The organism is Candidatus Phytoplasma citri (genome assembly GCF_002009625.1).
GTDB lineage: Bacteria > Bacillota_I > Bacilli_A > Acholeplasmatales > Acholeplasmataceae > Phytoplasma > Phytoplasma citri.
In genome coordinates this window covers 1-25,589 of the sequence record NZ_MWKN01000015.1, presented here as the reverse complement: position 1 = coordinate 25,589, position 25,589 = coordinate 1, and the positions used below count along the sequence as shown (strand labels likewise).

Below are 25,589 nucleotides of genomic sequence, written 5' to 3'. Positions count from 1 at the left end.
TTAAATCGGTTCATCAAAAAGAATAAAACTCTCTCTCAACCATTAACAAATGGCTAAGAGCTGGCTTCATGAAAGATGGAATCAAATACGAATCTTTATCAGTCTCTCCTCAAGGAGGAATTATTCCCCCCCTGCTAGCGAATGTATATTTACATGACATCGACCTGAAAATGGAGGAACTGATTAAAGAAGGAAAGCCAATTAGGAAGATTAACCCAGAATATAAGAAAGCATGGCTTAAAAACCAGCACCCTCCACTGATCAACCTAAACCTAAAGACAAGAGTCAAATACATCCGTTACGCTGATGATTTTATCATTGGTGTTAAAGGCGGAAAGGATTAAGACTCAAGTAGTCCAATGGCTAGAACAAGATTTAAAACTTACGATCAGTAAGGACAAATCAAAAATTGTCAAGGCCAGAAAAGGAACAAGGTTTTTATCCTACATGATTAAGGTAAACCCCACTAATAAAACTCGTATAAGGAAAACCACAAAGTTATATTCATCTATGTGATTATCAATAACTGAATTATTTTCAGATATACCATCATTATTATCCATTGCCATAACATAATAATTATTAGTTATAAATAATAGTCCTAAAAAAGTAAATAAATAAATAATTATTATTTGAAATTGATTTTTTAATTTAAACATTATTAATTGAATCTCCTTTTATTTTTTTTGAATTGTTAAATATGTACATAAAAATAAACTTTTTAACTTTAATTTTTGAAACTAGAAATAATATTTATGATATATAATTATTATATTCAATTTATTTTTTTTGTTAGCTATTTTTTATAAAATAAAATATTCACATTTAGATTTTTTATGATTATAATCAGATTTGTTTTACTTATAATATTTGTTATTTCTTCATTTTCTTTATCTTTAATTTCTTGAATTTCTTCATTAAATAAACCTTCCATGGCCATTACTTGATAGTTATTATTTTTTATTAAAAATAATCCTAAACCAATAAATAAAATAATATTAAATAATAGTAAATATTTTTTTAATTTAAATATTATATAAAAGTTCGTTTAATTTTTATTCCTTTTAGTTTTATTAAATCGAAAGTTATTAATTTTTTATAATAACCCCCCCCCATCAGAGCCGGCTTATTTTATTATATAATTTTTGATGTAATAAACTAAGTTATTTTGCTCCTTTTGGGTTTTTAAGCGGTCTTGGATTTTCTTTAATTCAAAAGCTCCGATATTTTTTTATTATCGAATTGTTGTTGATAATAGTCCCCCCCATTTCATCCATCAAAGTTATATCGGACTTTCATCATAGGACATTTTTTGTTATCATTATATCATTCTGCAATATTTTCGAATGTGGTTTCTTTTGGAATAGGGATCTTTTCTTTCAGTAATTTAATAATGTTTATTTTGATAAAGGGATAAAGTTTTTCTTTTTGGATTGAAGTGGAGATGAAAATGGGTTAATTTGAAGTTAGCATAGCTAACGAAAGACCCACCAAGATAATAGTCTTCGTCTTTATCTAAGAAGTTTTTAGGTCCTTGGTATTTAAAGATTAAATAATTGCCATCTGGAACTTTATTTTGTTGTTTTGCAAAATTGATATTTGAATATAAATGACTATCGTCTTTCATATCGAAAGAAGCTTCATTGAATCCGTCTAAACTGGTATGATTGTAAGTATCGCCATTTTTATTCCAACTATCGAAAGGATGACGGTCTTTGATGTAACAAACTAAGTTAGAGTTTTTTTGGGGGTTCCGATAAATTTTTAATGGTCATAAATTGAAAATAGACAATTTTGTCTTTGTTAGCAAGTTTGTTTTTAATAATAAGAAATAATAATTGTGAAAGCGAACGTAACCAAAGTAATAATCTTGTTTTTATTCTAAGAATTGTTTCGGAACTTTTTATTTCAAGATTAGACCAATATTAATTGGACTTTCGTGTTATTTTTTTGGAATTTTACATATAAATATAATTAACTGTCATCTTTTTTATAGTATATTGAATTTTGAATTCAGTTTTATCTTCAGATTTAGCTAAATATTAATTCATCCTTTCCATCAAGATTATCTCCTGGTAATTGGTTAATTTACTTGATATTTAATCCTCTTTAGCACTTTAATGATATTATCAATCTATTTATAATTTTATTATCAAATAAAATATTAAAATAAATTTTTTTTAAAAAATAAAATTACTTTTTTCATATCAAGATTTTTAGGTTTTAAATTTCCTTGCTTATTGGAAAACATAAAATTATCACAATACCAGTTTTTTAAATATTGATACATATCTAAAGATAATAAATCGTATAAATTATTTTGATTATCAACGGATAAGAAAGATTTAATAATTATATACCATGATATATTTTTATTATGAGGCATAAACCTTTTTAATTCCCATTGTAAACAACATTCTAAAATTACTAAAAAATTTGTATTAACGATTGTATAATTATGATTTTTAGCATAAAAATCATGAAAACTATTAACATAATGAATTCTTTGATGCATTTCTAAAACCCATTTATTAATAGACAAATTAAAATAATTACGACCTAAATCTAAAAAAGGTTGCATAGCTTTGTTTTTAATATTTTTGTTTAAACAATAATCATACATACCAAATTCTTTTCTTAAAGCACATAAAGAAATATCAGGGGCATACGGATACAATTCATAAGGTATTATTCTCATTTAAAATCCTTTTTAAATAATTCGATTTACAATTTGATATTATAAAAAGAAAATTAGACTTTTTTTAGGTTTATTTACCTAAATAATAAAATTTTTTTATGTCTAAATAAAAATGATTAATTAAAAAAATTTTTAATTTTATTTTTCGAAACGCTGAAATAGTTTATCTTTATTACCGACTAAAATTTTATTTTTGGTAATGCCGAAAAATTTTAAACTTTCAAAAGTATTTTCTTCTGATTGAATTTGATCTAAAATACATTTAGCTGTAGTTGGCAAAAAAGGTTGTAATAAAACACCAATAAAACGTAAAATTTCTATTGTATTATATAAACAATAATTTAATTTATCAATATCTTGAGACGAATTACTTTTAAATAATTCCCATGGTTTTATTAAATCAATATATTTATTACCATAACGTGCCAAATTCATAATATGTTCAATAGCTTCAGATATTTTAAAATCTTTCATACATAAACGAATTTTTGGTAAAACCGAAAGAGCACAATTTGATAATTTTAATCCTAATTCATTTTCAAAATTATTGACTTTAATAACTTTATTATCACAATATTTTTTTAACATACCTAGAGAACGACTTAATAAATTACCAATAGTATTTATCAAATCCGTATTATAACGTTCAAACATTAAATCATAAGTTAAACAACCATCAGAAACATATGGAATTTCATGTAAAACAAAATAACGAATAGCATCAATAGGAAAAATTTTATTTAAATCATCTACATAAACTACATTTTGAGTCGATTTAGACATTTTGCGATTATTAAATAAAATCCAAGGATGAATTAAAAATTGTTTAGGCAAAGGTAATTTTAAAGCAAATAAAAAACTCAAATAATAAATTAAATGAAATCTCACAATATCTTTACCTATAATTTGCAAATCAGGTGGCCAATATTTAACGAAATTTAAATCTTCATGCCAGAGTTGATCATCATTTGATTGCGGAAATTTTAATAAACCTGTAATATAATTGCTTAAAGCATCAAACCAAACATAAGTGATGTGTTCATTATCAAAAGGCAAAGGGATTCCCCATCTAAAAGAAGTTCTTGAAATTGATAAATCTGCCAAAGGTTCTTTTAATAAATTTAAAATTTCTTTTCTACGCGAAACTGGTTTAATTAAATCAGGATGATCTTTTAAATATTGCAATAAAATTGGTTGATATTTAGATAATTTAAAAAAATAAACTTCTTCTTTCATCCAAATCGGAGTTTCGCCACTAGGTAATTTATTATCAATTAAATCTTTATCGGAAACATAACTTTCCTCAGCGATAGAGTACCAGCCTTGATAAACTCCTAAATAAATATCTTTTTGTTGGAATAATTGATCTATAAATTTTTGAACATATTTCTTATGTTTTTCATCAGTAGTACGAATGAAATAATCATATTGAATATTAACAGAATCATAAATTTGTTTAATTTCATTAGAAATATAATCAACATATTCTTGATTAGACATTTTATGTATTAAAGCTTTATTTTCTATTTTTTGACCATGTTCATCTGTTCCTGTTTGAAAAAAAACAGAATATCCTTCCATTTTTTTAAAACGTGATATAGCATCTGCTAAAATAATCTCATAAACATTACCTATATGAGGCAAAGATGAAGTGTATACAATCGAAGTAGTAATAAAAAATTTATCTTTTGAAACCATATAAACTAATTTTAATTACTCCTTAAATTCTAATTTAACATTATTTTATCTGAAATTGATTATAAATTTGTTTTTTAGATATCTTACGTTCTCTAGATAAAAAACTCAAAGCTTCTTTCCGAGAATAACCTTGTTTCAGTAAAAGTAAAAAATGTTCTTCCAAAGTTAAATCTTGAAATGGTGACAAAAATTTGTTTTTATCAATAATGATTACATATTCACCTTTTAAGGATAGTTTTTCTTTTTCTTGCAAAATTTCATTAATATCTCCGCAAATAATAGTTTCAAATTTTTTAGTTAATTCTTTAGATAAATTAATATTCCTGTGAACATAAAGTTTTTGAATCAATAACAAAGTCTCTAACAAACGTAAAGGAGATTCGAAGAAAATTAAAGCTCCTTCGAAAAAACGATATTTTAATAAAATATTTTCTTTTTGTATTCTTTTTTTTGGAAAAAAACCTAAAAATAAAAAAGGTAAAGAGAAAGTAGAAATGCTAAAAGAAGTTGTAACAGCAGAAGCTCCCGGTAAAGGACATACGTAAAAACCTGATGCTTGTACTTCACGAACTAATAACAAACCTGGATCACTAATCAAAGGAGTGCCTGCATTACTAATAAGAGCTAAATCTTTATTTTGCCGCAATAAAGATAAAACTTGAGAAATTCTTTGTTTTTCGTTAAATTGATGTAATGACAATAAATTATTCTCGAATTTATAAAATTTCAAAATTTTATAAGCTTGACGAGTATCTTCGGCCAAAATACAATCTACTTGTTTTAAAATATTTAAAGCTCTAAAAGTTAAATCTGACATATTACCTATAGGAGTAGCAACTAAATATAAAGTAGATTTTTTCTCTTGAAAAGTTTTTTGAATGTATAACATAATTCATATCCATCATAATTATTATTTTTTTTTAATTTCTAAAATTAAAGCTAACCAACAAAATTTATTTTCCATTTTTAAACTTATAGGTTCTAAATCATTAAAAATTTTTAACCAATTTATAATTTCTATTTCCGATAAAGAAATTAAATTACCTATTTGAAACAAATATTTCGGAAAATTATGCTTAGTTTTGTGGTTTTTTTTATAAAATAATAAATCTATAAAAAAATTACTTAATATAAACAAAAAATCACTAAAAAAATACTCATAAATCATTAAATTAAATGTTTCATACAATAATTGATTAGAAAAAGATTTTTTTTGAAAATTTTCCAAAAAAATTAAAAAAAATTTTTTCAAATTAAAAAAATAATTTTTATTCAATAAATAAATTTCTTGTTTATTAACTTCTTTTAATAAATTCAATAATATTTTATCCAAAATATCTTTTTGCAAATCCAAAACATTCGAACAAGAATTTTGAGAATAAGGATACCAACATAAAAATTGTGATCTAGAAACAATAGTAGGTAAAACTAAATTACGATCTTCAGTGAATAAAATACCTAAAATATTTTCGTTTATAGGATTCTCTAAAAAATAAAGCAAACTATTAGCCGCATTATAACTAACCTTTTCTATAGATTCTATAACATAAATTTTTTTTTTTTGAATTAAAGAAGTTTGTGTAAAATAATTATACATTTCTAAAATTTGTTCTTTGCCAACAGAAAAATTTTTATCATCACGTAAATAATAAAAATTAGGATAACTATTTTCTATAATCATTTTTTTTAAAACATCAGGTTTAATATTATCTTTTTGCAAAAATTCATATACTAAATCTATAATTAATGATTTTTTCATTTGAGCATTCAAATTAGTTTCTATCAAATATAAATGAGATAATTTTTGATCACGCATTAACATTCTAAAATATTCTATTAAATAATTATTAGACATAATATTTATATATTTAATCTAAATAATTCACGTAATTTATTCAAAATAATTATATGAACTTCTTCAAAAGAAAGATTATTAGTATTAATTTTAAAAATTCTTTTTGGATATAAATGGCAAAGTTTTAAATAACCATCTCTAATTTGTTGGTGCCAAGATAGTTTTTGCGCGTCAAATCCTTCTAATTTAGATTTACTTCGATCATATAATCTTTTTAAAATTATTTCCGGTTCCAAATCTAAATAAAAAGTAATATCAGGCAATAATTTATAAGCTAAATAATTAATTTGCCGAATAAATTTAATACCTAATTTCCTCAAATAACCTTGATAAACAAAAGAAGAATCTAAATATCGATCACAAATAACAATATTATTATCTGATAAAGCTGGTTTGATAACTTGTTGAAGATGTTCTGTTCTATCTGCTGCGTATAATAAAGATTCTGTTACAAAATCAATTTTATTATGAGTATTAATTAAAATTTGTTTTATAGATTTAACTAAATTACAACCACCAGGTTCTCTAGTCATAATTACTGGATATCGCTTTTTAATAGTTTGAAATAAAGAAAAAACATGAGTTGTTTTGCCAACGCCATCTCCGCCTTCAAAAGAAATAAACATAATTTTTACCTTTAACTTCCGCATTAAAATAAAAAATAAATAAATTTTAACTAAAAATTACTGATTAAAATCTTAATTATAAATGATTAAAAATCAAACAAAAAAACTCCAACACAATAATAATAAATGAAAAAATAATATCAAATAATCAAGATAACTCATATAATAATAAGTTAATTTCGTTCGTGGAGCTCCTAAAACATAACCTCGCGATTCCATAGCATTAGCTAAAATCGAAGATTTTTGAAAAGAAAGAACAAAAATTGGTATTAATAAAGCAATAAAATAATAAATTTTTTTAAAAATATTTTGAGTATTTAAATCAATACCTCGAGAAGTTTGTGCTTTTATTATTTTTTTTGATTCCGATAATAAAAAAGGTATAAACATATAAATTAATGATAATAACATAGTTAAAGTTTCTAAAGGAAAATTAATTTTTTTAAGAGGTTTTAAAATAAATTCTAATCCATCGTTTATTTCCATAAAAGAAGTTGTCTCAGCAAATAAAGCAAAAACTAAAAAAATCATTAAAATACGTATAATAACAAAAAAAGTTTTCCATATATAATTTGAAGATAAAAATAATATTTGAGTTTCATTAATGAACCAATTTCGAGAAAAGAAAAAACGAGGTAATAAAAAAATTATTATCAGAAAAAAATAACTATAAAAACCATTTGCAAAATAATATTTAAAAATAAAAAATAATAAAGTAATTAAACACCAAATATAAAAGTTATTCCACATGAAAATTTTAATATCATCGCTTGATTTAGAAACAGTAGATAAATTCAAAATTAAACTCAATATAATTAACCAATTTAAATGTGAAAATTTCTTAAGCAATTTTACCCACGAATAATTAGTTTTTTGCAACAACCAAAATATTAAGAAAAAATTAACTATTAATATAATTATATAAAAAAAAATATTTATCAAGTCTTTATGTATAAAATTTAATGCAAAATTTAAACCTAAAATAATTTTTAACCAACAAAAAAAAATAAATATTTTAACAGCAGGATGAATTGAATATAAAAAAAAACTATTACGATATGATACTATATTATTTTTATCATTTGTTTTTATCATATCTTTCAATTCCGCCTGTATAAAATTTACGTAAATAAGCTAAAAATTCCTTTTCAGAATAAACCGGATGAAAAGGAATATCAAAAGATTTTTGCATTAATTTTAAAAGACTAAAAGTTTTAGGTTCATATAAATTAAATTTATGCAATTTAAAAGTTTTAAAAAAAAATTCTTTAGAATTATCAAAAATAATATGACCTTTTTCCATAAAAATAACACGAGTAGCATATTGAGCTACTAAATTCATATCATGAGTAATACAAATAATTGTTTTTTTTTCTACTTGATAAAGATCTTTAAAAATTTTCATTATATCTGTATAACCTTGAGCATCCAATCCTCTTGTTGGTTCATCTGCAATAATAATCTGAGGTTCCATAATCAAAATTCCTGCAATAGCAACTTTTCTTTGTTGACCTCCGGATAACTTAAAAGGAGAAATGTTCATAAAATTACTACTAATTCCGACTTTATTTAAGATTTTTATAGCTTTTATTTTTAATTCGTTAGAATTTTTATTAATATCACTTGTAAAAGCAAACAAAACGTCTTTTAAAACAGTAGATTCGAACAATTGATATTCAGGAAATTGAAAAATTAAACCTATTTTCCGCTTTATATTATTCAAAAATGCTGAAGAAGTTTTATAATTAATAATTTTATTAAAAATTTTTACTATACCTACTTCAGACAATAACAAACCATTCATTATTTGTACTAATGTAGATTTTCCTGAACCTGTAGGACCAACAATAGCAATAAATTCTTGATTCGGATTAATAGATAAATTAATTTTATTTAAAGCACAAATGCTATATTTATCATAAGAAAAACTTACATCTTTAAATTGTATTGCCATAAAAAATCCTTCAATTTAGACAAAATAATAGGTGGTTTTGATAAGCGATTAAAATCTTGTTGTAATCTATAATAAAGTTTCAAAAATAAAGGCAAATGGATAAAATTATTTTTTAAAAATATTTCATCTTTCATAAAATTAATAGGAATATCTTTTTTTAAAAGATTACCTTTTTGTAAAAAAATAATTTCATCACTTCGAAAGGCAAATTCCCAATCATGTGTAATAGTAATTAAAGTTATATTATTATTTTGATGAATATCTTCGATAAGATTATAAATTTCTTGGGTCCCTTGAGGATCTAAAAAGGATGTAGGTTCATCAAAAATTATAATTTTCGGTTCCATAACCAAAACAGATGCAATAGCTACTAGTTGTTTTTGACCTCCAGATAATTCTTGAGGATTACAATCCAATAAATGCAAAATATTCAACTTTTGAGCAATATTAAAAATCTTTTTTTCCATCACTTCACGAGATAAATTTTGATTTTCTAATCCAAAAGCAATATCATGTTTTACATCACAACCAATAAATTGATAATCTGGATTTTGAAAAATAATACCCATACGAGCACGTAATAAAAATAAATTTTCTTCTGTTAAAACAATATTATCAATAATAACTTTACCTTTTAAAATCGGTAATAAACCAACCAAAATTCTAGCTAAAGTAGATTTGCCTGAACCATTACCACCTATAATTGAAATCCATTTTCCAGAATTAATACAAAAATTTAAATTTTGTAAAATTTCAACATCTTTATAACTAAAATACAAATTTTCAACAACAATCATAATCTACCCTAAAAACTCTAATATTTTTGGTTTTATATTATATTTATAAATTTTAATTAAAATTAAAAATTAAATAGAATAAAATAACTTATAAATATTAATCAAAAATATAAAAATATTTAATTCAAACAAAACGAATAATAGCCATAGGAGCAGAATCACCACGACGAAATTCAGTTTTAATAATACGCGTATAACCGCTTAATCTATCATTATATTTAGGCGAAATTTCCTTAACTAACTTACGTAAAATTGTTTGATTATTACTAAATTTTTGATTAAAAAATAAATTTAAAGCTCTTCTGTGATTAGCTAAATTTGATGTTTTAGTCAAATTAATAACTTTATCCATCGTACGACGTAATTCTTGAGCTTTTGGTAAAGTGGTAGTTATTTGTTCAGATATTACTAAACTGGATACTAAATTTTTTAATAAAGATTTTTTTTGAGATTTATTACGTCTTAATTTGCTAAAACTCATAATAAAATAATTTTCCTCTTTCTTTGTATATTTTTATAATTTTATCCAAATTATTCTAATTTATTTAACATACCAAAATGCAAATCTAGATTCTTCATTTTTTCTTTAAGTTCTTCGAAAGATTTTTTTCCTAAACTACTTAATTTAGTAATTTCTTCTTCTTGATGACTAACTAATTCTCGAACAGTAAAAATTTTAGATTTTTTTAAACTATTCAATAATCTGACTGATAATTCTAATTGCTCAATTTTAAAATCTAATGCATGATTATGATGAGATTTTTCAGGCTCTTGAATAAAATTAATTTTTTGAGTTTCTTCTGATAATTCGACCAAAACAGCTAAATGATCTAATAAAATTTTAGCTGCTAAAGCTAAAGCTTTTTTAGGGGTAATAGCGCCATTAGTTTCAATTTCTAAAATTAATTCTTCTTTATTACCTAATTTGGATTCTACATGAAAAGTACTACGAACAATAGGAGTATATATAGAATCTATAGCGATAACACCAAATTCACCACGATTATAAATTTTATTTTCTTCAGATCCTTTGTAACCGATACCTCTACGAACAGTGACTTCCATTTTTAATTTTGCATTTGAACTTAAAGTTGCTATTACATGAGAAGGATTGATAATTTTAATTCCAGCAACAGGTTTAAAATCTGATGCTGTAACTTCCTTAGGACCTTTTACATCTATTTCCAATTTTTGTTCAAAATCTTCTATAGAATCATAATCAGAACTTAAAATTACTCCTTTTAAATTCAATAAAATAGTCATTACATCTTCAGTAATACCTTCTATAAAACTAAACTCATGTTTAACACCTTCAATTTTAACATTAACAATAGCAATCCCTGGCAAAGAAGAAAGTAAAATTCTTCTTAAAGGTGTTCCTAAAGTATTACCATAAGTAGAAGATAAGCATTGAATAATAAAAATACTACAATTAGAATTAGAATTTTCTTTTTCTTGAATTTGCATTATAGGTTTTAAAAATTGTAATTTTGTCATGTCAATATCCTTTTTATCCACGAGGACGTTTACGAGGTCTACAACCGTTATGAGGAACAGGGGTAGCTTCTTTAAAACATGAAACAAATAACCCCGCTTCTTTAAAAGCTAAAACAGTATCACGGCCAAGACCAATACCATTAAAACGTACTTCTACACTTTTAGCGCCATAAGTTTTAGTAGCTATTTCAGCAACACTTTTAGCCACTTGCTGAGCAGCAAATAAATTGCTTTTACGACTACCACGGAAACCTAAATTACCAGCACTTTTTTGTACAATAGTATTACCTTGCTCATCTGTAAAATTAATAATAGTATTATTAAAACTGGTTTTAATATGAATAATTCCTACAGGAATATTTTTTTTAACTTTTTTATCTTTTTTTGTTTGTTTTTTTGAAGACATAAATTAAATTATCCTCTTTTTTTGAGATTATTATTTTTTTTAACTGAATCTGACAAATTTACTTGCCGATTTTTTCTAGATGTTTTGGCGTTGTTACGGGTATTTTGCCCTCTTACTGGCAACCCTAAATTATGCCTTCTACCTCTATAAGAATTAATAGCTATTAAATTTTTGATATTCATTAAAGCAAGTTCTCTTCTGAGTAAACCTTTTTCATTTAATTTATTAATTTCTGTCCTAATAGCGGTTAATTGAGATTCTTGCAAATCTTTTACTCGAATATTACCATCAATATTAATGGATTGCAAAATTTTACGAGATGTTTTAATTCCTATACCATAAATATAAGTTAAACCAATTAAAATACTTTTAGTACCAGGAATATCTGCTCCTGCAATTCTTAACATTTAAAATATACTCCTTTCTGTATCAACCCTGTCTCTGATTATGACGACGTTTTTTTTTGTTAATAACAAATACTTTTTTATTACGTCGAACAATAATATCATCGGCACTACGTTTTTTTACAGATGCACGAACTTTCATAATTTTAAGATTCCTTTACAATTTATAACTTATAACGATAAACAATACGACCTATATCTTTGGAATCTGAACTAAATTCTACTTTCACTTTATCACCTAAAGAAATATGAATATTATTTTTACGTATTTTACCCGAAATACAAGCTATTATATTTTTTTTATTAGGTAATTCCAATTTAAATTTAGCTCCCGGCAATGTTCCGATAACTGAAGCATCTATACTTATTTTTTCCATATAATATCCCAAAAAAAACCCCCTTTATTACAAATTTATAATGTTAAAATTTCATAACCTTGAGAAGTAACTGCAATAGTATGTTCAAAATGAGCGCTCAAACTATTATCTTTGCTAACTGCTGTCCAACCGTCATAAAGTATTTGAACTTCTTTACTACCCAAAGTAAACATTGGTTCAATACAAAAAGTCATTCCTGGCACTAATACATAATCTTTTTCCACAAAATTAAAATTAAAAATATAAGGTTTTTCATGTAAAAATTTACCAATGCCATGACCAGAAAAACTTTCGATAATACCATAACCATTCAAACTACCAATTTTAAAAATAGCCTTCGAAATATCTGATATTCGATTACCCGGACGAACTTGCTCAATACCTTTATACAAAGCTTCTTGAGTATCTTTCAATAATTTAATAGTCTTATCAGGAATATTGCCTATAGCATATGTAAAAGCAGCATCTACAAAATAACCTTTATATTTAATTCCTAAATCTAGAGTTATAATATCACCATTTTTTAAAATTTGTTGATCAGAAGGTACTCCATGAACTATTGCATCGTTCACAGAAGTACAAATATGTCCTGGAAAACCATCATAATTTTTAAAAGCAGAAATCACTTCATACTCTTGCATAAATTTATTAGCCAAAAAATCTAACTTACCTGTGGATATACCTTCTTTTAAAAAAAAAATTAATTTTGTCTTAATTTGGGATAAAATTTTGCCTGCCATTTTCATTATAGCGATTTCATCTTTGTTTTTAACAGTGAACATAAAATAATTGATTCCATTTTATATATTTTAATAAATAAATTTTTATTTCTTAAAAGTAATAAAAATAATAATTAATAAAATTAAAATAATTTATTGTATAATTTATTCACATTAGTACTAGCTGTAATTTTTTGTACAATTTCAATAGCTACCCCCACTATAATTATAAGACTAGTTCCTCCTAAATTAAAAGTAGCAAAACGATTTAATTTGCTAAAGAAAATAAAATTAATTATATCAGGTAAAGCTGCTAATATTGTCAAAGAAAAAGCTCCCATAAGGGTAATTTTAAATAATTTTTTTGTAATTTTATAAACAGTCTCTTGTCCCGGTTTAACTCCATCCAAATAAGCATCTTGTTTAGATAAATGATTAGCAATGTCATAAGGATCTAACATTATAAAAACAGAAAAAAATGAGAATAACAAAATCAATAAAAGATAAACAAAAAAACCTAAACCTAAATAATAATATTGTGATTCTTGCAACTGAATAATAAATGTTTTAAAATAATTATCATTAGATAAAAAAGCACCTATAGTTGGAAAAATATTAAGAAAAGTATTAGCTAAAATAATAGGTAAAATCCCAGAAGTATTAATTTTTAAAGGGATATGATTTTGAATTGTATCATTTCGTTTGTATGTAGCATAACTAATAGGAATCTTCAAATAAGAAGAACATAAAATAATAGTGAAAATTAATAAAATTAAAAAAGATAATAAAACTAAAATTTTTTGACTTGTACTGAAAAATGCATCATTTGAAAATAAAGATTTAAAACTTTTAGATAAATTTTCACTTATACTTATAACTATAAAAATAGAAACTCCATTACCTATACCTTTATTCGTAATTAAATCTGATAACCAAATACAAATAAAAGAACCAACTACTAAAAAAAATACTACTTGCAAAACTAAAATTTTTTGTTGAGCCACATCAAAAAGTTGAGAGCGAATAATAGAAGCTAAACCTTGACCAAAAGCTATTATTAAAGTAAGCAATCTAGTAATAAAATTAATTTTATATTTTCCAATAGAACCTTGTTCATGCCATTCTTTTAAAAAGGGAAAAATTTTATTAGCAATTTGTATAATAATAGAAGCAGTAATATAAGGCATCACTCCTAAAGAAAGAAAATATATAGGCATAGAACTATTAAATATAGAAAGATCTCTTAATAATAATTTTTTTAATTGTGCAAATTGTAAAATATTAAGAGGTATAAAAGGGATGTATATGTTTAAACCAATTACATAAATAAAAATAATAAATAAAGTTAAAAAAATTTTATTTATAATATGTTTTTTATCTTTAATAAAATTTACTAACATGCTCATTAAAATTTACCTTTTTTATTTAATTTTATATAACTTGAATTTTTCCTCCAGATTTTATAATAGCCTCTTTTGCTTTTTTAGAAAATTTCACAGCTTGTACTATTAATCTTTTAGTTAAATTGCCTTTAGCTAAAATTTTAATTAAATCATTATTTTTTTTAATTTTGTTATGTTCCATTAATAATTCGGGAGTTATTAAAGTATCATTTTCAAATATTTCTAAATCTTCAAGATTAACTAAAGAATATTTTTTCTTATTAACATTATAAAAACCTTGTTTTGGGATACGTTGAAAAAAAGGAGTTTGACCGCCTTCAAAACCTGCACGTGTTTTTCCACCAGAACGAGCTAATTGTCCTTTATGACCACGACCACAAGTTTTACCTAATCCACTGCCTGGACCTCTACCTAAGCGCTTAATACTTTTACGCGCTTTATGCACAGGTTTTAATGAATTCAACATATAAACACTCTCCTCTCTTGTTTAATCCAAAATAATCTTTTTCAAAATTAAAAATTTTTATTAATTGAAATTAAATGCTTAATAATGTTTAACATCCCCTTTAATACAGCATTTTCTTCCTTAATAACTATTTGATTAATCTTTTTCAATCCTAATGCATGAGCTGTTTTTATTTGTTTAGGATTTCTTCCGATTAAACTTCTGCATAACTTAATTTGAATATTATTCATTTAGCAATTCCTCTAATACGATTTTGTAATGTAATGCCCCTAAGTTTTTCCACATCTTTTATATTTTTTAACTGTTTTAATCCGTTAACTGTAGCTCTTAAAACATTAATATGTGTACGTGAACCAAAAGTTTTTGTAATAATATCTGTAATACCTGCTAATTTAAAAATTGATCTTGCCGCCGTTCCTCCTGCTATAATACCTGTCCCTTTAGAAGCTGGTTTTAAAAAAAATTTAGTAGCTCCAAAACGACCTATAATTTCATGAGGAATAGTGGTACCATTCAAAGCAACGCAAAACAAATTTTTTTTAGCTTTTTCGACAGCTTTTTTGATAGCTTCTAACACTTCCTGCGCTTTACAAGAAGCAAATCCAACATTACCTTTTTGATCACCTACTACAACTAAAGCAGAAAAACGAAAGCGACGACCACCTTTAACAACTTTAACAATTTTACTAATTTTTACTATTTTCTCTTCTAATGAAGAAAATTTTTTTTTATTAGATAATTCTCTTTTCATAAATGTCTCCATTTTTTTAAATAACTGAACATATTATTAAAAATTTAAACCTTCTGCTCGAGCAGAATCGGCTAAAACTTTAATGCGACCATGATAAAGATATCCACCCCGATCAAAAACAACATTTTTAATACCTTTTGCCAAAGCTTTTTGAGCAATTATTTTGCCAATTTCTGAAGCTACTTTAGTATTAATAATATTATAATTAATATGTTTACTATGAACGCTACATAAAGTAATACCTAAATTATCATCAATAATTTGAACATAAAAATATCTATTAGAATAAGAGACATTTAAACGGGGTTTTTGTGAACTACCTACAATTTTTTTTCTTAAACGTAAATGACGTTTGCGTCTTAAAAGTTGAGAAGATTCTTTTTTAATCATAAACCGAATAAATTCCTTTTTTATTTTTTAGCACTTTTACCAGCTTTACGATGGATGTAACCGCCAACATAATATATTCCTGTCCCTTTATAAGGCTCTGGTTTCGCAAGAGATATTATTTTTGCGGCAAATTCACCTACTAATTGTTTATCAACGCCTTTAATAATTATTAAATTATTTTGTTTATTCACTTCTACTATCAAATTAGGTAAAATATTCATAATAATATCATGAGAATAACCTAATTTAAAAACTAATTTATCTTCTTCTACTGTACACGAATAACCTAAACCTGTAATTTTAAGTTCTTTAGAAAATAAATTTTTAACTCCTTGAACCATATTATTCAATAAAGCCCTAGTAGTGCCATGAATTTTTTTCATAAAATTATTATTATTAGGTCTTGTAATAGTAATAATATTATCTTTCTTAATAATACTTAAACAAGAATTAAATTGAAATTCTAATTTACCTTGTGAAGATGAAACTAAAACTTGATTATCTGGCTTAATTTCTACAACAACACCTTCCGGAATCGAAATAATTTTCCTTCCTACCCGTGACATAAATATTTCTCCTTCATTAAAATTACTACCAAATATAAGCTAATAAATGTCCTCCCACATTTAATGATGAAGCTTCATAATCAGTTAAAATACCTCGAGAAGTAGAAATTAAAGCTATTCCAAAACCATTTCTTACTTTAGGAATCTCTTGAACTGAAACATACTTAGAAACTCTTTTTAATCCTTTAATTACACTTTCTTTAGTTTCTTTATTATATTTTAGATAAATAATAATCTTATTAAGTTTTTTATCTATATTAAAATTAATAATAAATCCTTCTTTTTTAAGTACTTCTAACATTCTAATTTTTAAATTCGAACAAGGTACGCAAACTTCATCATATTTCATTGCATTAGCATTTCTAATTCTTGTTAATAAATCAGCAATAGTATCTGTCATTACCATAATTTTATAACTGTACTTCCTTTTATATTTACCAACTCATTTTTATAATACCGGGAATTTCACCTTTATTCGCTAATAAACGAAAATTAATACGAGATAAACCAAATTTTCGCATATAACCCCTAGCTCTACCATCAATTTTATCTATATTTTTGCAACGAACAATAGAAGAATTGACAGGTAATTTAGCTAAACTTTGATAATCTTTTTTTTGTTTTAATTCTGCTCTTATACGAGAATATTTTAAAAATATTTCTTTTTGTTTTAAATTTTTAATAATTTTAGATTTCTTAGCCATTTACATTAACTCCTATTTTTATTTTATCCTTTTAAAAGGCATTCCATAAAAATCTAATAATTTTTTAGCTTGTTGATCGTTAGAAGCTGTAGTAACTATACAAATATCCATGCCAAAATTTCTTTTTACTTGATCCAAACTAATTTCCGGAAAAATAATTTGTTCTTTGATTCCTAAATTATAATTACCTTTACCATCGAAAGATTTTAAGGAAAGTCCCGAAAAATCTTTAATTCTCGCCAAAACAATATGAATCAATTTATTTAAAAAAAACTCTTTTCTATGACTTCGCAAAGTTACTTTTAAACCAATTATTTCTTTAGTTCGTAATTTAAAATTAGAAATAGATTTTTTGGCTTCGGTATTAATAGGAATTTGACCACTAATTAAAGCTAATTGTTGGCGACAATCAGCTAAAAATTTAGCATCTGAAGCAGCTTTTCCAAGACCTACATTAATCACGATTTTTTCTATCTTAGGGACTTGCATAATAGAATGAACATTAAAAATTTCTTTTAAAGCTAAAAAAGTATTATTTTTTGTATAATTATTATTTTTATTAATTTCCATATTATTTAACCTTTTTTATTCAAGTAATAATTGCTAAACCTGTTTTTTTAGAATAACGAACTTTTTTATCTGAATCAAAACGAAATCCTACACGAGTGGGAATTTTTAAATCCGGATCGATTAGAGCCACATTTGAAACGTGAATAGGCATTTCTTCTTTAATAATTTGACCTTTTTGGTCATTATCATTGGCAGAAGTTTTATGTTTAATAGCAATATTTACACCTTCCACTAAAACCCTTTGCTCTTTAAAAAAAACTTTTATAACTTTTCCTGTACGAAATACTTTTTTTTGACTATTAGGATCTATAACATAACGATCTTTACCAGAAATAATAGCTACTGTGTCACCTTTTTTTATACGCATTTATAACAACCTCATATCACTAAAACTTCTTCTGCTAAAGATATAAATTTAGAAAAATTATTTTTTTGAAAATTTTGATTTCTAATAGCAGGTCCAAAAATTCTAGTTCCTCTCGGAGTCATATCATCTTTAACCATAACAACTGCATTATCATCAAATTTAATATAACTACCATTTTTGCTTTTAAAACCATATTTGGTTCTTAAAATAAGAGCTTTAGAAATACTACCTTTTTTAATTAAACTAGTAGTAGTAGTTTTTTTAACAGAAACCGTAACTAAATCACCAATGTAAGCATAACGTTTACCAGTATCCCCTGGGATACCAATCACTAAAACTTCTTTAGCTCCACTGTTATCTGAAACTTTTAAACGTGTATTAACTTGAATCATAAATCAGACACCTTCGTAACAGAACGTAAAATTTTTACTAAACGAAATCTTTTTAATTTTGATAAAGGACGAGTTTCTTCGATGGAAACCATATCACCTATTTTAGCATCTTCATTAGGATCATGAACATAAAATTTACTAATTTTTTTGACACTTTTTCCATATAATGAATCCTGTTTATCATATTTAACAGCTACAGTTATAGTTTTAGACATTTTATCAGACACAACCATACCTGAAAGTTTTTTTCTCACATTACGCATTTATATTTTAATCCTCCTTGTTAACATTAAATATCATTTAATAATATATTAAAAATAAATTGTTTAATACAAGTTATATCAAAAAATGTAAAAGTAATAATATAATAAATTTAGAAATAATAATATTATATCGAAAACAAATTTATAAATAATTAATACAAAAAGAATTTTTCTTCAATTTTAAAAATTATAAAGAACTAAATATATTCTAAAATTTCTAATGTTTTAAACCATATCTAATTTTTTAAATATTTTTTAATTTTAAATAAACAGTGCTGATTTATTTTATCACGTTATTATGTCTTTTTTATCTTTTAATTTAAAATATCCTAATAATATTTAATTAATATTTATTTTTATTATTAATTTTATTATTATTTTTTTTAAGCTTGTATATTTTAAACTTATAAAAATTTAAATAATAACTATTAGGATAAAATTTATTTATTTTTTTGTTCCCGAATAACAGTTTTTAAACGGGCAATATTTTTACGAATTTTACGTATTACAGAAGTATCTTTTAATTTTGATAATCCTGATTGAAAATGTTTTTCAAAATATTCTTTTTGAAAAGATTCAAGCTTTTTAAAAATTTCATCCATTCCCATTTTACGAATTTCATTAATTTTCATATTAGTTCCCCTTTTGCAACAATTTTAGTTTTAATAGGAAGTTTATGTGAAGCTAATCTTAAAGCTTCTTTTTCAAATTTTTCTATATTATTTAAATCGCGAACTTCAAACATCACAGTACCACGTTTAACAACAGCTACCCAATTAACTACGTTACCTTTACCAGAACCCATTCGAACTAATTTTTTTTCAGTAATTGGCAAATTAGGAAAAATATTAATAAACACTTTACCTTCTCTTTTTAAATGACGAGTCATAGCTATACGAGCAGCTTCAATTTGTCGATTACTAATCCAATGGCCTTGTTGAGCTACTAAACCATAGTTACCATTCAAAATTCTAGTTTGACCTTTGGCTTTTCCTTCGTAACTTAAACGATGTAAACGACGATATTTAGTTTTTTTCGGCATTAACATAAAAAATTACCTCTTTTATTTAAGATGATTATTAGATTATAAATAACTTATTAAAAAATTATTTATTTTGCTGAATTTTCTGCTTTTGCATTAGATATATTTTCGTGAGATATTTTTTTAGAACTTTCTTGATAATCTTGAGTAGCATAATTACCATCACAAACCCAAACTTTAACACCTAAAACTCCATGAATAGTTTTAGCAGCAACGTATGCATAATCAATTTTAGAACGAAAAGTTCCTAAGGGCAAAATACCTTTAATAGTAGTTTCTGTTCTAGCGATTTCAGCCCCACTTAAACGACCTTTAAGGCTAATTTTAATCCCCTTAACTCCTGCTTTTAAAGCTTTTTGAATATACATCTTTTTAACAGCTCTAAAAAAAGCTCTTTGTTGTAATTGTGCAGCTATATTTTGGGCTATTAAAGAAGCTACTTTATCAGGATTTTTAACTTCAATAACATTAATATTAATATTCTTTTTAATTAATTTATATATTTCTTGAACTAATTTATTTTTTTCTTTATTATCAGCACCTATAACAACTCCTATTTTTGGAGTATGCAAAAAAATTTCAATATTTTCTTCATTATCTTTTTTAAAACGTTGAATTTCCACACGAGCAATAGTTCCCAAAGGATAATAATTATTAATAAATTTTCTAAGATTATAATCTTCATGAATTAACAAAGGCACTTTTTTATCTTCTGAATACCAATTAGATGCCCAATTACGAAGCAATGATAATCTTAAAACAATAGGACTACTCTTTTGACCCATTAAATGCTACCTTTCTTTCTGATTCTATTTTTGTTGAGCTAAAAAAATAGTAATATGACTAGTATTTTTTTGAATTTGATTACTTCTACCTTTAGCTCTAGGTAATAAGCGTTTCATTCTAACACCTTGATTAACAAAAATTTTCTTAACATATAAATTATTAATATTAAAATTAAAATTATTAACAGCATTAGAAACGGCACTTTTTAATAATTTTGAAACTACTATAGAAGCAGCTTTGCGAGTAAATTCCAAAATAGCTTGAGCTTCTTCAATATTTTTATAACGAATTAAGTCAATAACTAAACGTACTTTTCTAGGAGCTATCGGAACTCGCTTAGCGATAGCTTTTACATCATTGTTCAACATTTTATAAATTTTCTCGCTTTCCTAGAATTTTATTTTTTTTGCGAACTTTTATCTTTTTTAACATGTACTACATATTTACGAGTAAAAGCAAAAGAACCTAATTTATAGCCTACCATATCTTCGGTAATAAATAAATCTGTAAAATCTTTTCCATTATGTACAGAAATCTTATAACCAACAAATTCAGGTATTATACTAGTATCACGAGAATAAGTTTTTATAGTTTTTTTAATTTTTTGTTTTTCTTGTTGCATCACTTTAGATAATAAATTATGATCGGCGAAAAAACCTTTTTTAATAGAACGGCTCATGATTTGCTATTATGCTCCTTATTTTTTACGACGTTTTAAAATTAAACTTGTAGATTTTTTATTTTTTTTACGTGTTTTGATACCACGATCAGGTTTACCAGTATAACTTCTAGAAGAAACATATCCAATAGGGCTACGACCTTCTCCACCACCATGAGCATGATCATTAGGATTCATAGCAGTACCTCTAACTTTAGGTCTTTTATTTAAATAACGAGATCTTCCTGCTTTGCCATTTCGAATTAATTTATAAGTATCATTTCCTATAGCACCTATAGTAGCTCTACAAGTAGCTAAAACTTTACGAATTTCTCCTGAAGGTAAAGTTAAAACAACATATTTATCTTCACGCGATACAATAGTAGCGCAAGAACCAGCTCCACGAGCCAATTGTCCACCTTTACCAGGTTTTAATTCTACATTGCTTACAACTGAACCAATAGGAAGATTTTTGAGAGGTAAAACATTTCCTACCTTAATCTCCGAACCTAAACCGGATGAAACATAACTACCAACATTTAATCCTTTTAAAGATAAAATATATCTTTTTTCGCCATCTCGATAATGAATCAAAGAAATATAAGCATTTCTTTTAGGGTCGTATTCAATAGTAGCAACTTTACCTAAAATTCCATCTTTATCTCTTTTAAAATCTATAAGACGAATTTTTTGTTTTGCTCCGCCCCCATGACCTCTAACGGTAATGACACCTCGATTATTGCGTCCTCCTGTATTATTTTTAAAAAATAATAACTTTTTTTCTGGTTTAGAGGTAGTAAGTTCAGAAAAACTTTGCAATTGCATATTTCTATGGCCATTAGAGGTAGGTTTGTATTTTTTGATAGACATAATTAACCTATTTTCCTTTAATTTATTTCATATAATTTAAAAAAATTTTGTAATTGATAAAATTTAAAATCATTTAATTTCGCTAAAATCACTAATCCTTTGTCCCGGAACAACCTTTACAATAGCCTTTTTATAAGCCGAAGTGTAACCTGAATATTTACCTTTTCTTTTAAATTTTGGCAAAACATTAATAATATTAACAGACATAACATTTACTTTGAAAATATATTCTATAGCTTTTCGAATTTCTATTTTATTAATATTTTTTTCAACTTTAAAAAAATATTTATTATGCAATTCCATCTGTTTATTAGTTGCTTCAGTGATTATAGGATCTTTAATATATTTATAATATTTATTCATTAACAACTTTTCCTTCCAAATAATTAATTGCTTGACGAGTAATCATTAAGTATTTTGCTTGAAAAATTTGATAAACACTAAAATGAGTCACACTTTCTAACATTACTTGAGATAAGTTATTAGTAGATTTAATTAAATACTCAGTTAATTCAGGAACTACAATTAAAATTTTATGTTTTAAATTGATTTTTAATTCAGTTAATAATTTAGTAAATTCTTTAGTTTTAGAATTTTTTAAATCTAAAGAATCTAAAATGATTAAAGTATTATTTTTCAAATGCCAAGATAAAGCCGAATAAAAAGCTATTTTTCTAACTTTAGCATTAATTTTAAAATGATAATCTCTTTTTTGCAAAGCAAAAGCATGTCCTCCACCTCGCCAAATAGGAGAACGAATAGTTCCTTGACGCGATCTACCCGTTCCTTTTTGAGCCCAAGGTTTACGACCTCCTCCTGAAACTTCAGCACGATTTTTAGTTTTATGATTACCCAACCTTTTAGCAGCTCTTTGTTGATTAATTACATCATAAATTGCTTGTTGATGCAATTTAACTCCAAAAATTTTATTAGATAAAATTATTTCATCACATGGTTGACCATGTATATTAATCACGTTACACTTAAGCATGAGATATAGCCTCTTTATTAATTTTTTTAACGGCTGTTTTAATCATCACAAAACCTTTGTTAGGTCCAGGGATGCTGCCTTTAATTAAAATAACATCTTTATCTGATATTACCGATATAATTTTCAAATTCTGAATAGTCACTTTTTGAAAACCCATTTGACTAGGTAAATGCTTTCCTTTTTGATTACCTTTAATAGGGCCATTAGAACCTGGTCTACGATGAAATCGCGAACCGTGACTTTTCGGACCAATAGTTTGATTATATTTTTTAATAACTCCCGCAAAACCTTTACCTTTGCTAACTCCCGTTACATCTATAAAATCTCCAGAATTAAAAATATTAATATCTAAAATTTGTCCTGGTTTTAATTCTGATAATTTATTTGAGTTGTTATGATTAAAAGAAATCTCACGTACAAAAAATTTAGGGGAAGAATTATATTTATTAAAATGACCTTTAAGTGGTTTTGTCATATTTTTTTCTTTTTTAGTTGCAAAAGCTAATTGTGTCGCTTGATAACCATCTTTTTCTATTTTTTTTTGTTGCACAACAACATTATTAGCGACATGAACAATAGTAACAGGAATTACTAAACCTTGATCATGATCAAAGAACTGAGTCATACCTATTTTTCGTCCTAAAATTCCTTTAGACATGTTAAACAATATCTCCTTTTAAAATAATAATAAAATATAAAAATATTAAATATACATATAAAAAAATTAAAATTAATTTAAATTATTATATTATTGTTTAATACTAATATCAACTGATTTAGGAACATTAATACGCGTTAATGCATCAATAGTTTTAGCATTAGGATTAATAATTTGAATTAAACGTTTATGTGTAAAACGGCCAAATTGTTCTCGACTATCTTTATGAACAAAAGTAGAACGCAAAACAGTAAATATTTCTTTACGAGTAGGCAATGGTATAGGTCCTTTAATTTCGGCTCCAGTAGCAACAATACTATCAATAATCTTTTTAACAGTTGATTCTAACATTTTAAAATCATAAGTTTTTAAACAAATTTGAAAAATTTCTGACTTTTTTTTCATCCCTTAGATTACCTTTCCTATTTTAGGATAAATAAAATATTTATTTGATATTTACATATATAAATTTTTAATTTTTGTTAAATATAACAGCATATATAAAAAAATTTTATTAACATAAAATAATAATTTAATTTATTGTAAAAATCCTTAAATTAAAAAATAAAATATTTTATATTATTCCGAAATTACCTCAAATAATATAAAATATTCACAGAATATACACATTTATCATTATATCATAAAAAAATATATCTATTTATATCAACAAAAAAATTTTCTAATAAAAATATAATTTTTGACAAAAATATAAAAAATATTATTTTCATATATTTTTGATAGCTATTCTGAGTTTAGCCGAATGACTACAAGAATTAAACTCTTGTTCTTCATAAGAAGGGCGCATAACCTTTTTATTTATAATTCTCAAGGCAGGAGTTGGCAAATCTTTATTTTGAACAGGTAAACTAGACCACACTAAATCATAAGAACTATTTTTTTTAAAAAACTTTTTTACTACACGATCTTCCAAAGAATTAAAACTAATTACTAATATAATTCCATCTTTTTTTAATAATTTTAAACTTTGTTCTAAAGCTAATTGTAGACATTTTAATTCTTGATTAACTTCTATGCGCAAAGCTTGAAAAACTCTTTTAGCACTATGTCCGCGATTATTACGAAAATTTTTAAATTTATCAGTAATTTTAACTAAATCAAAAGTCGTATATAATGGTCTATTTTTAATAATTTCTTTAGCAATCATACGAGATTTTGGTTCTTCGCCATAAATTTGAAAAATCTTTTGCAATTCTTCTAAAGAATAGTTATTTAAAATATATTGAGCAGTAATAGGATTACTACAATTCATTCTCATATCTAAAAAATTATTACGTAAATAACTAAAACCTCTCGTATTATCATTAATTTGTAATGATGATAATCCTAAATCAAAAACAATACCATTAATCATATTTACTTTACGTGCTAATAATTCATCATATAAACAAGCAAAATTTTTATTTATTAAAAAAATATTTTGATAATTAATAAACCTTTGTTGACATTGTTTAATAGCTTTAATATCTTGATCAAATGAGTATAAAATGCCACTAGTTAATTTATTCAAGATAGCATGGCTATGACCACCTGCACCTAAAGTAGCATCAACATAAAATACGGATAGATTAATTGCGTTTTATGCAGCGATTTGTATTTGCTGTTTTATTTACAATCAGCCCCCGTCCAAACCGGACAAGCAAGTTTCCAAGCACAACGC

41 protein-coding genes and 2 pseudogenes are annotated in these 25,589 nt (G+C 24.8%); 1 reads left to right on the top strand and 42 read right to left on the bottom strand.

Going from position 1 to position 25,589, the window contains the following annotated elements:
* A pseudogene (locus B2G44_RS00620) lies at nt 1–498 on the top strand (reverse transcriptase/maturase family protein); the annotation flags it as partial.
* On the opposite strand, the gene B2G44_RS00615 reads toward B2G44_RS00620, so the two are convergent.
* From B2G44_RS00615 to rsmH, 42 genes and pseudogenes are all read right to left on the bottom strand, one after another.
* Entirely contained in the window at nt 444–659 is a 216-nt protein-coding gene (locus tag B2G44_RS00615) for an SVM family protein (RefSeq protein WP_078122930.1), read from the bottom strand. The pseudogene B2G44_RS00620 and the gene B2G44_RS00615 sit on opposite strands and share 55 nt — an antisense overlap.
* Before the next feature lie 137 nt (nt 660–796).
* Nucleotides 797–940, bottom strand: a complete 144-nt coding sequence (locus B2G44_RS02420; protein WP_257616346.1) for a hypothetical protein — start codon at nt 938–940, stop codon at nt 797–799.
* Between the two features lie 3 nt (nt 941–943).
* A pseudogene (locus B2G44_RS02415) lies at nt 944–1,033 on the bottom strand (SVM family protein); the annotation flags it as partial.
* 354 nt (nt 1,034–1,387) lie between these two features.
* The gene (locus tag B2G44_RS00605) at nt 1,388–1,627 is read right to left on the bottom strand and encodes a hypothetical protein (RefSeq protein ID WP_257616345.1); all 240 of its coding nucleotides are present in this window, start codon (nt 1,625–1,627) and stop codon (nt 1,388–1,390) included.
* 537 nt (nt 1,628–2,164) lie between these two features.
* A complete protein-coding gene (locus B2G44_RS00600) occupies nt 2,165–2,698 on the bottom strand; it encodes a hypothetical protein (RefSeq protein WP_078122928.1) in 534 nt (177 codons plus the stop codon).
* Between the two features lie 138 nt (nt 2,699–2,836).
* The gene (locus B2G44_RS00595) at nt 2,837–4,396 is read right to left on the bottom strand and encodes a class I tRNA ligase family protein (protein ID WP_078122927.1); all 1,560 of its coding nucleotides are present in this window, start codon (nt 4,394–4,396) and stop codon (nt 2,837–2,839) included.
* A gap of 40 nt (nt 4,397–4,436) precedes the next feature.
* Entirely contained in the window at nt 4,437–5,285 is an 849-nt protein-coding gene (gene rsmI, locus B2G44_RS00590; protein ID WP_078122926.1) for a 16S rRNA (cytidine(1402)-2'-O)-methyltransferase, read from the bottom strand.
* A 21-nt stretch (nt 5,286–5,306) separates the two neighbouring features.
* Complete coding sequence (locus tag B2G44_RS00585; RefSeq protein ID WP_078122925.1) at nt 5,307–6,251, bottom strand: hypothetical protein; 945 nt, start codon at nt 6,249–6,251, stop codon at nt 5,307–5,309.
* Between the two features lie 5 nt (nt 6,252–6,256).
* Nucleotides 6,257–6,877, bottom strand: a complete 621-nt coding sequence (tmk, locus tag B2G44_RS00580) for a dTMP kinase (protein ID WP_078122924.1) — start codon at nt 6,875–6,877, stop codon at nt 6,257–6,259.
* A gap of 93 nt (nt 6,878–6,970) precedes the next feature.
* On the bottom strand, nt 6,971–7,972 hold the full coding sequence (locus tag B2G44_RS00575) for an energy-coupling factor transporter transmembrane component T family protein (protein ID WP_078122923.1): 1,002 nt from the start codon (nt 7,970–7,972) through the stop codon (nt 6,971–6,973).
* Nucleotides 7,956–8,831, bottom strand: coding sequence for an ATP-binding cassette domain-containing protein (locus B2G44_RS00570; protein ID WP_078122922.1), 876 nt, complete (start codon nt 8,829–8,831; stop codon nt 7,956–7,958). The genes B2G44_RS00575 and B2G44_RS00570 overlap by 17 nt, the downstream gene beginning before the upstream one ends.
* Nucleotides 8,807–9,628 (bottom strand): energy-coupling factor ABC transporter ATP-binding protein, encoded by an 822-nt coding sequence (locus tag B2G44_RS00565; RefSeq protein ID WP_078122921.1) that lies wholly within the window; start codon nt 9,626–9,628, stop codon nt 8,807–8,809. The genes B2G44_RS00570 and B2G44_RS00565 overlap by 25 nt, the downstream gene beginning before the upstream one ends.
* Before the next feature lie 124 nt (nt 9,629–9,752).
* On the bottom strand, nt 9,753–10,109 hold the full coding sequence (rplQ, locus tag B2G44_RS00560) for a 50S ribosomal protein L17 (RefSeq protein WP_078122920.1): 357 nt from the start codon (nt 10,107–10,109) through the stop codon (nt 9,753–9,755).
* Nucleotides 10,110–10,159: 50 nt separating this feature from the next.
* The gene (locus B2G44_RS00555; RefSeq protein WP_078122919.1) at nt 10,160–11,125 is read right to left on the bottom strand and encodes a DNA-directed RNA polymerase subunit alpha; all 966 of its coding nucleotides are present in this window, start codon (nt 11,123–11,125) and stop codon (nt 10,160–10,162) included.
* Between the two features lie 13 nt (nt 11,126–11,138).
* Nucleotides 11,139–11,531 (bottom strand): 30S ribosomal protein S11, encoded by a 393-nt coding sequence (gene rpsK, locus B2G44_RS00550; RefSeq protein WP_078122918.1) that lies wholly within the window; start codon nt 11,529–11,531, stop codon nt 11,139–11,141.
* Between the two features lie 8 nt (nt 11,532–11,539).
* Nucleotides 11,540–11,938, bottom strand: a complete 399-nt coding sequence (rpsM, locus tag B2G44_RS00545; protein ID WP_078122917.1) for a 30S ribosomal protein S13 — start codon at nt 11,936–11,938, stop codon at nt 11,540–11,542.
* Between the two features lie 22 nt (nt 11,939–11,960).
* Nucleotides 11,961–12,077: a 50S ribosomal protein L36 gene (gene rpmJ, locus B2G44_RS00540; RefSeq protein WP_078122916.1), complete on the bottom strand. Its 117-nt coding sequence runs from the start codon at nt 12,075–12,077 to the stop codon at nt 11,961–11,963.
* A gap of 22 nt (nt 12,078–12,099) precedes the next feature.
* Nucleotides 12,100–12,324 carry a translation initiation factor IF-1 gene (infA, locus tag B2G44_RS00535; RefSeq protein ID WP_420887398.1) on the bottom strand — a complete coding sequence of 75 codons (225 nt, stop codon included), beginning with the start codon at nt 12,322–12,324 and terminating at the stop codon, nt 12,100–12,102.
* A gap of 23 nt (nt 12,325–12,347) precedes the next feature.
* A complete protein-coding gene (gene map, locus B2G44_RS00530; protein WP_078122914.1) occupies nt 12,348–13,094 on the bottom strand; it encodes a type I methionyl aminopeptidase in 747 nt (248 codons plus the stop codon).
* An 80-nt stretch (nt 13,095–13,174) separates the two neighbouring features.
* Complete coding sequence (gene secY / locus B2G44_RS00525) at nt 13,175–14,437, bottom strand: preprotein translocase subunit SecY (RefSeq protein ID WP_078122913.1); 1,263 nt, start codon at nt 14,435–14,437, stop codon at nt 13,175–13,177.
* A 25-nt stretch (nt 14,438–14,462) separates the two neighbouring features.
* Nucleotides 14,463–14,900, bottom strand: a complete 438-nt coding sequence (gene rplO / locus B2G44_RS00520) for a 50S ribosomal protein L15 (protein ID WP_078122912.1) — start codon at nt 14,898–14,900, stop codon at nt 14,463–14,465.
* A gap of 47 nt (nt 14,901–14,947) precedes the next feature.
* Nucleotides 14,948–15,130: a 50S ribosomal protein L30 gene (rpmD, locus tag B2G44_RS00515; protein ID WP_078122911.1), complete on the bottom strand. Its 183-nt coding sequence runs from the start codon at nt 15,128–15,130 to the stop codon at nt 14,948–14,950.
* Nucleotides 15,127–15,651, bottom strand: a complete 525-nt coding sequence (gene rpsE, locus B2G44_RS00510) for a 30S ribosomal protein S5 (protein ID WP_078122910.1) — start codon at nt 15,649–15,651, stop codon at nt 15,127–15,129. Before rpsE ends, rpmD begins: the two co-directional genes overlap by 4 nt.
* A gap of 36 nt (nt 15,652–15,687) precedes the next feature.
* Nucleotides 15,688–16,041 carry a 50S ribosomal protein L18 gene (rplR, locus tag B2G44_RS00505; RefSeq protein ID WP_078122909.1) on the bottom strand — a complete coding sequence of 118 codons (354 nt, stop codon included), beginning with the start codon at nt 16,039–16,041 and terminating at the stop codon, nt 15,688–15,690.
* Between the two features lie 20 nt (nt 16,042–16,061).
* Nucleotides 16,062–16,607: a 50S ribosomal protein L6 gene (rplF, locus tag B2G44_RS00500; protein ID WP_078122908.1), complete on the bottom strand. Its 546-nt coding sequence runs from the start codon at nt 16,605–16,607 to the stop codon at nt 16,062–16,064.
* A gap of 25 nt (nt 16,608–16,632) precedes the next feature.
* Nucleotides 16,633–17,013, bottom strand: coding sequence for a 30S ribosomal protein S8 (gene rpsH, locus B2G44_RS00495; RefSeq protein WP_078122907.1), 381 nt, complete (start codon nt 17,011–17,013; stop codon nt 16,633–16,635).
* Nucleotides 17,014–17,041: 28 nt separating this feature from the next.
* Nucleotides 17,042–17,311 (bottom strand): 30S ribosomal protein S14, encoded by a 270-nt coding sequence (rpsN, locus tag B2G44_RS00490; protein ID WP_078122906.1) that lies wholly within the window; start codon nt 17,309–17,311, stop codon nt 17,042–17,044.
* 18 nt (nt 17,312–17,329) lie between these two features.
* A complete protein-coding gene (rplE, locus tag B2G44_RS00485; protein WP_143325091.1) occupies nt 17,330–17,881 on the bottom strand; it encodes a 50S ribosomal protein L5 in 552 nt (183 codons plus the stop codon).
* A gap of 19 nt (nt 17,882–17,900) precedes the next feature.
* Nucleotides 17,901–18,248 carry a 50S ribosomal protein L24 gene (gene rplX / locus B2G44_RS00480; protein WP_078122905.1) on the bottom strand — a complete coding sequence of 116 codons (348 nt, stop codon included), beginning with the start codon at nt 18,246–18,248 and terminating at the stop codon, nt 17,901–17,903.
* A gap of 11 nt (nt 18,249–18,259) precedes the next feature.
* Nucleotides 18,260–18,640: a 50S ribosomal protein L14 gene (rplN, locus tag B2G44_RS00475; RefSeq protein ID WP_078122904.1), complete on the bottom strand. Its 381-nt coding sequence runs from the start codon at nt 18,638–18,640 to the stop codon at nt 18,260–18,262.
* Nucleotides 18,637–18,903, bottom strand: coding sequence for a 30S ribosomal protein S17 (gene rpsQ / locus B2G44_RS00470; protein ID WP_078122903.1), 267 nt, complete (start codon nt 18,901–18,903; stop codon nt 18,637–18,639). Before rpsQ ends, rplN begins: the two co-directional genes overlap by 4 nt.
* Nucleotides 18,904–19,343: 440 nt before the next feature.
* Nucleotides 19,344–19,535, bottom strand: coding sequence for a 50S ribosomal protein L29 (rpmC, locus tag B2G44_RS00465; protein ID WP_078122902.1), 192 nt, complete (start codon nt 19,533–19,535; stop codon nt 19,344–19,346).
* On the bottom strand, nt 19,532–19,951 hold the full coding sequence (rplP, locus tag B2G44_RS00460; protein ID WP_078122901.1) for a 50S ribosomal protein L16: 420 nt from the start codon (nt 19,949–19,951) through the stop codon (nt 19,532–19,534). Before rplP ends, rpmC begins: the two co-directional genes overlap by 4 nt.
* 62 nt (nt 19,952–20,013) lie before the next feature.
* The gene (rpsC, locus tag B2G44_RS00455) at nt 20,014–20,730 is read right to left on the bottom strand and encodes a 30S ribosomal protein S3 (RefSeq protein WP_078122900.1); all 717 of its coding nucleotides are present in this window, start codon (nt 20,728–20,730) and stop codon (nt 20,014–20,016) included.
* A gap of 24 nt (nt 20,731–20,754) precedes the next feature.
* Entirely contained in the window at nt 20,755–21,099 is a 345-nt protein-coding gene (gene rplV / locus B2G44_RS00450) for a 50S ribosomal protein L22 (protein ID WP_078122899.1), read from the bottom strand.
* A gap of 29 nt (nt 21,100–21,128) precedes the next feature.
* Complete coding sequence (gene rpsS, locus B2G44_RS00445; RefSeq protein ID WP_078122898.1) at nt 21,129–21,410, bottom strand: 30S ribosomal protein S19; 282 nt, start codon at nt 21,408–21,410, stop codon at nt 21,129–21,131.
* An 18-nt stretch (nt 21,411–21,428) separates the two neighbouring features.
* Nucleotides 21,429–22,259, bottom strand: coding sequence for a 50S ribosomal protein L2 (gene rplB, locus B2G44_RS00440; RefSeq protein WP_078122897.1), 831 nt, complete (start codon nt 22,257–22,259; stop codon nt 21,429–21,431).
* A 69-nt stretch (nt 22,260–22,328) separates the two neighbouring features.
* Nucleotides 22,329–22,622 carry a 50S ribosomal protein L23 gene (rplW, locus tag B2G44_RS00435; RefSeq protein ID WP_078122896.1) on the bottom strand — a complete coding sequence of 98 codons (294 nt, stop codon included), beginning with the start codon at nt 22,620–22,622 and terminating at the stop codon, nt 22,329–22,331.
* Nucleotides 22,615–23,250: a 50S ribosomal protein L4 gene (rplD, locus tag B2G44_RS00430; protein ID WP_078122895.1), complete on the bottom strand. Its 636-nt coding sequence runs from the start codon at nt 23,248–23,250 to the stop codon at nt 22,615–22,617. Before rplD ends, rplW begins: the two co-directional genes overlap by 8 nt.
* Nucleotides 23,243–23,908, bottom strand: coding sequence for a 50S ribosomal protein L3 (gene rplC, locus B2G44_RS00425; RefSeq protein ID WP_078122894.1), 666 nt, complete (start codon nt 23,906–23,908; stop codon nt 23,243–23,245). Before rplC ends, rplD begins: the two co-directional genes overlap by 8 nt.
* 90 nt (nt 23,909–23,998) lie before the next feature.
* Entirely contained in the window at nt 23,999–24,313 is a 315-nt protein-coding gene (rpsJ, locus tag B2G44_RS00420) for a 30S ribosomal protein S10 (RefSeq protein WP_078122893.1), read from the bottom strand.
* 322 nt (nt 24,314–24,635) lie between these two features.
* Entirely contained in the window at nt 24,636–25,502 is an 867-nt protein-coding gene (gene rsmH / locus B2G44_RS00415; protein WP_078122892.1) for a 16S rRNA (cytosine(1402)-N(4))-methyltransferase RsmH, read from the bottom strand.
* Nucleotides 25,503–25,589 lie beyond the last annotated feature (87 nt).

What these genes read in the sequence shown, in the direction of transcription:
- rplB (WP_078122897.1), bottom strand. Translation starts at nt 22,259, where the DNA reads ATGTCTATCAAAAAATACAAACCTACCTCTAATGGCCATAGAAATATG.
- rplE (WP_143325091.1), bottom strand. Translation starts at nt 17,881, where the DNA reads ATGGAAATTAATAAAAATAATAATTATACAAAAAATAATACTTTTTTA.
- rplX (WP_078122905.1), bottom strand. Translation starts at nt 18,248, where the DNA reads ATGCGTATAAAAAAAGGTGACACAGTAGCTATTATTTCTGGTAAAGAT.
- B2G44_RS02420 (WP_257616346.1), bottom strand. Translation starts at nt 940, where the DNA reads ATGGCCATGGAAGGTTTATTTAATGAAGAAATTCAAGAAATTAAAGAT.
- rpsN (WP_078122906.1), bottom strand. Translation starts at nt 17,311, where the DNA reads ATGGCTAAGAAATCTAAAATTATTAAAAATTTAAAACAAAAAGAAATA.
- rpsS (WP_078122898.1), bottom strand. Translation starts at nt 21,410, where the DNA reads ATGAGCCGTTCTATTAAAAAAGGTTTTTTCGCCGATCATAATTTATTA.
- B2G44_RS00555 (WP_078122919.1), bottom strand. Translation starts at nt 11,125, where the DNA reads ATGACAAAATTACAATTTTTAAAACCTATAATGCAAATTCAAGAAAAA.
- B2G44_RS00600 (WP_078122928.1), bottom strand. Translation starts at nt 2,698, where the DNA reads ATGAGAATAATACCTTATGAATTGTATCCGTATGCCCCTGATATTTCT.
- rplC (WP_078122894.1), bottom strand. Translation starts at nt 23,908, where the DNA reads ATGTCTAAAGGAATTTTAGGACGAAAAATAGGTATGACTCAGTTCTTT.
- rpmJ (WP_078122916.1), bottom strand. Translation starts at nt 12,077, where the DNA reads ATGAAAGTTCGTGCATCTGTAAAAAAACGTAGTGCCGATGATATTATT.
- B2G44_RS00605 (WP_257616345.1), bottom strand. Translation starts at nt 1,627, where the DNA reads ATGAAAGACGATAGTCATTTATATTCAAATATCAATTTTGCAAAACAA.
- rpsQ (WP_078122903.1), bottom strand. Translation starts at nt 18,903, where the DNA reads ATGCGTAATGTGAGAAAAAAACTTTCAGGTATGGTTGTGTCTGATAAA.
- rpmD (WP_078122911.1), bottom strand. Translation starts at nt 15,130, where the DNA reads ATGAATAATATTCAAATTAAGTTATGCAGAAGTTTAATCGGAAGAAAT.
- B2G44_RS00585 (WP_078122925.1), bottom strand. Translation starts at nt 6,251, where the DNA reads ATGTCTAATAATTATTTAATAGAATATTTTAGAATGTTAATGCGTGAT.
- rplV (WP_078122899.1), bottom strand. Translation starts at nt 21,099, where the DNA reads ATGTTGAACAATGATGTAAAAGCTATCGCTAAGCGAGTTCCGATAGCT.
- rpsE (WP_078122910.1), bottom strand. Translation starts at nt 15,651, where the DNA reads ATGAAAAGAGAATTATCTAATAAAAAAAAATTTTCTTCATTAGAAGAG.
- rplR (WP_078122909.1), bottom strand. Translation starts at nt 16,041, where the DNA reads ATGATTAAAAAAGAATCTTCTCAACTTTTAAGACGCAAACGTCATTTA.
- rplO (WP_078122912.1), bottom strand. Translation starts at nt 14,900, where the DNA reads ATGTTGAATTCATTAAAACCTGTGCATAAAGCGCGTAAAAGTATTAAG.
- rplD (WP_078122895.1), bottom strand. Translation starts at nt 23,250, where the DNA reads ATGCTTAAGTGTAACGTGATTAATATACATGGTCAACCATGTGATGAA.
- rplP (WP_078122901.1), bottom strand. Translation starts at nt 19,951, where the DNA reads ATGTTAATGCCGAAAAAAACTAAATATCGTCGTTTACATCGTTTAAGT.
- rpmC (WP_078122902.1), bottom strand. Translation starts at nt 19,535, where the DNA reads ATGAAAATTAATGAAATTCGTAAAATGGGAATGGATGAAATTTTTAAA.
- rpsM (WP_078122917.1), bottom strand. Translation starts at nt 11,938, where the DNA reads ATGTTAAGAATTGCAGGAGCAGATATTCCTGGTACTAAAAGTATTTTA.
- rpsH (WP_078122907.1), bottom strand. Translation starts at nt 17,013, where the DNA reads ATGGTAATGACAGATACTATTGCTGATTTATTAACAAGAATTAGAAAT.
- rsmI (WP_078122926.1), bottom strand. Translation starts at nt 5,285, where the DNA reads ATGTTATACATTCAAAAAACTTTTCAAGAGAAAAAATCTACTTTATAT.
- rpsJ (WP_078122893.1), bottom strand. Translation starts at nt 24,313, where the DNA reads ATGAAAAAAAAGTCAGAAATTTTTCAAATTTGTTTAAAAACTTATGAT.
- rplW (WP_078122896.1), bottom strand. Translation starts at nt 22,622, where the DNA reads ATGAATAAATATTATAAATATATTAAAGATCCTATAATCACTGAAGCA.
- B2G44_RS00595 (WP_078122927.1), bottom strand. Translation starts at nt 4,396, where the DNA reads ATGGTTTCAAAAGATAAATTTTTTATTACTACTTCGATTGTATACACT.
- secY (WP_078122913.1), bottom strand. Translation starts at nt 14,437, where the DNA reads ATGAGCATGTTAGTAAATTTTATTAAAGATAAAAAACATATTATAAAT.
- rplQ (WP_078122920.1), bottom strand. Translation starts at nt 10,109, where the DNA reads ATGAGTTTTAGCAAATTAAGACGTAATAAATCTCAAAAAAAATCTTTA.
- B2G44_RS00615 (WP_078122930.1), bottom strand. Translation starts at nt 659, where the DNA reads ATGTTTAAATTAAAAAATCAATTTCAAATAATAATTATTTATTTATTT.
- B2G44_RS00565 (WP_078122921.1), bottom strand. Translation starts at nt 9,628, where the DNA reads ATGATTGTTGTTGAAAATTTGTATTTTAGTTATAAAGATGTTGAAATT.
- rpsK (WP_078122918.1), bottom strand. Translation starts at nt 11,531, where the DNA reads ATGTCTTCAAAAAAACAAACAAAAAAAGATAAAAAAGTTAAAAAAAAT.
- B2G44_RS00575 (WP_078122923.1), bottom strand. Translation starts at nt 7,972, where the DNA reads ATGATAAAAACAAATGATAAAAATAATATAGTATCATATCGTAATAGT.
- tmk (WP_078122924.1), bottom strand. Translation starts at nt 6,877, where the DNA reads ATGTTTATTTCTTTTGAAGGCGGAGATGGCGTTGGCAAAACAACTCAT.
- rplN (WP_078122904.1), bottom strand. Translation starts at nt 18,640, where the DNA reads ATGATTCAAGTTAATACACGTTTAAAAGTTTCAGATAACAGTGGAGCT.
- rplF (WP_078122908.1), bottom strand. Translation starts at nt 16,607, where the DNA reads ATGTCACGGGTAGGAAGGAAAATTATTTCGATTCCGGAAGGTGTTGTT.
- map (WP_078122914.1), bottom strand. Translation starts at nt 13,094, where the DNA reads ATGTTCACTGTTAAAAACAAAGATGAAATCGCTATAATGAAAATGGCA.
- rpsC (WP_078122900.1), bottom strand. Translation starts at nt 20,730, where the DNA reads ATGGGTCAAAAGAGTAGTCCTATTGTTTTAAGATTATCATTGCTTCGT.
- B2G44_RS00570 (WP_078122922.1), bottom strand. Translation starts at nt 8,831, where the DNA reads ATGGCAATACAATTTAAAGATGTAAGTTTTTCTTATGATAAATATAGC.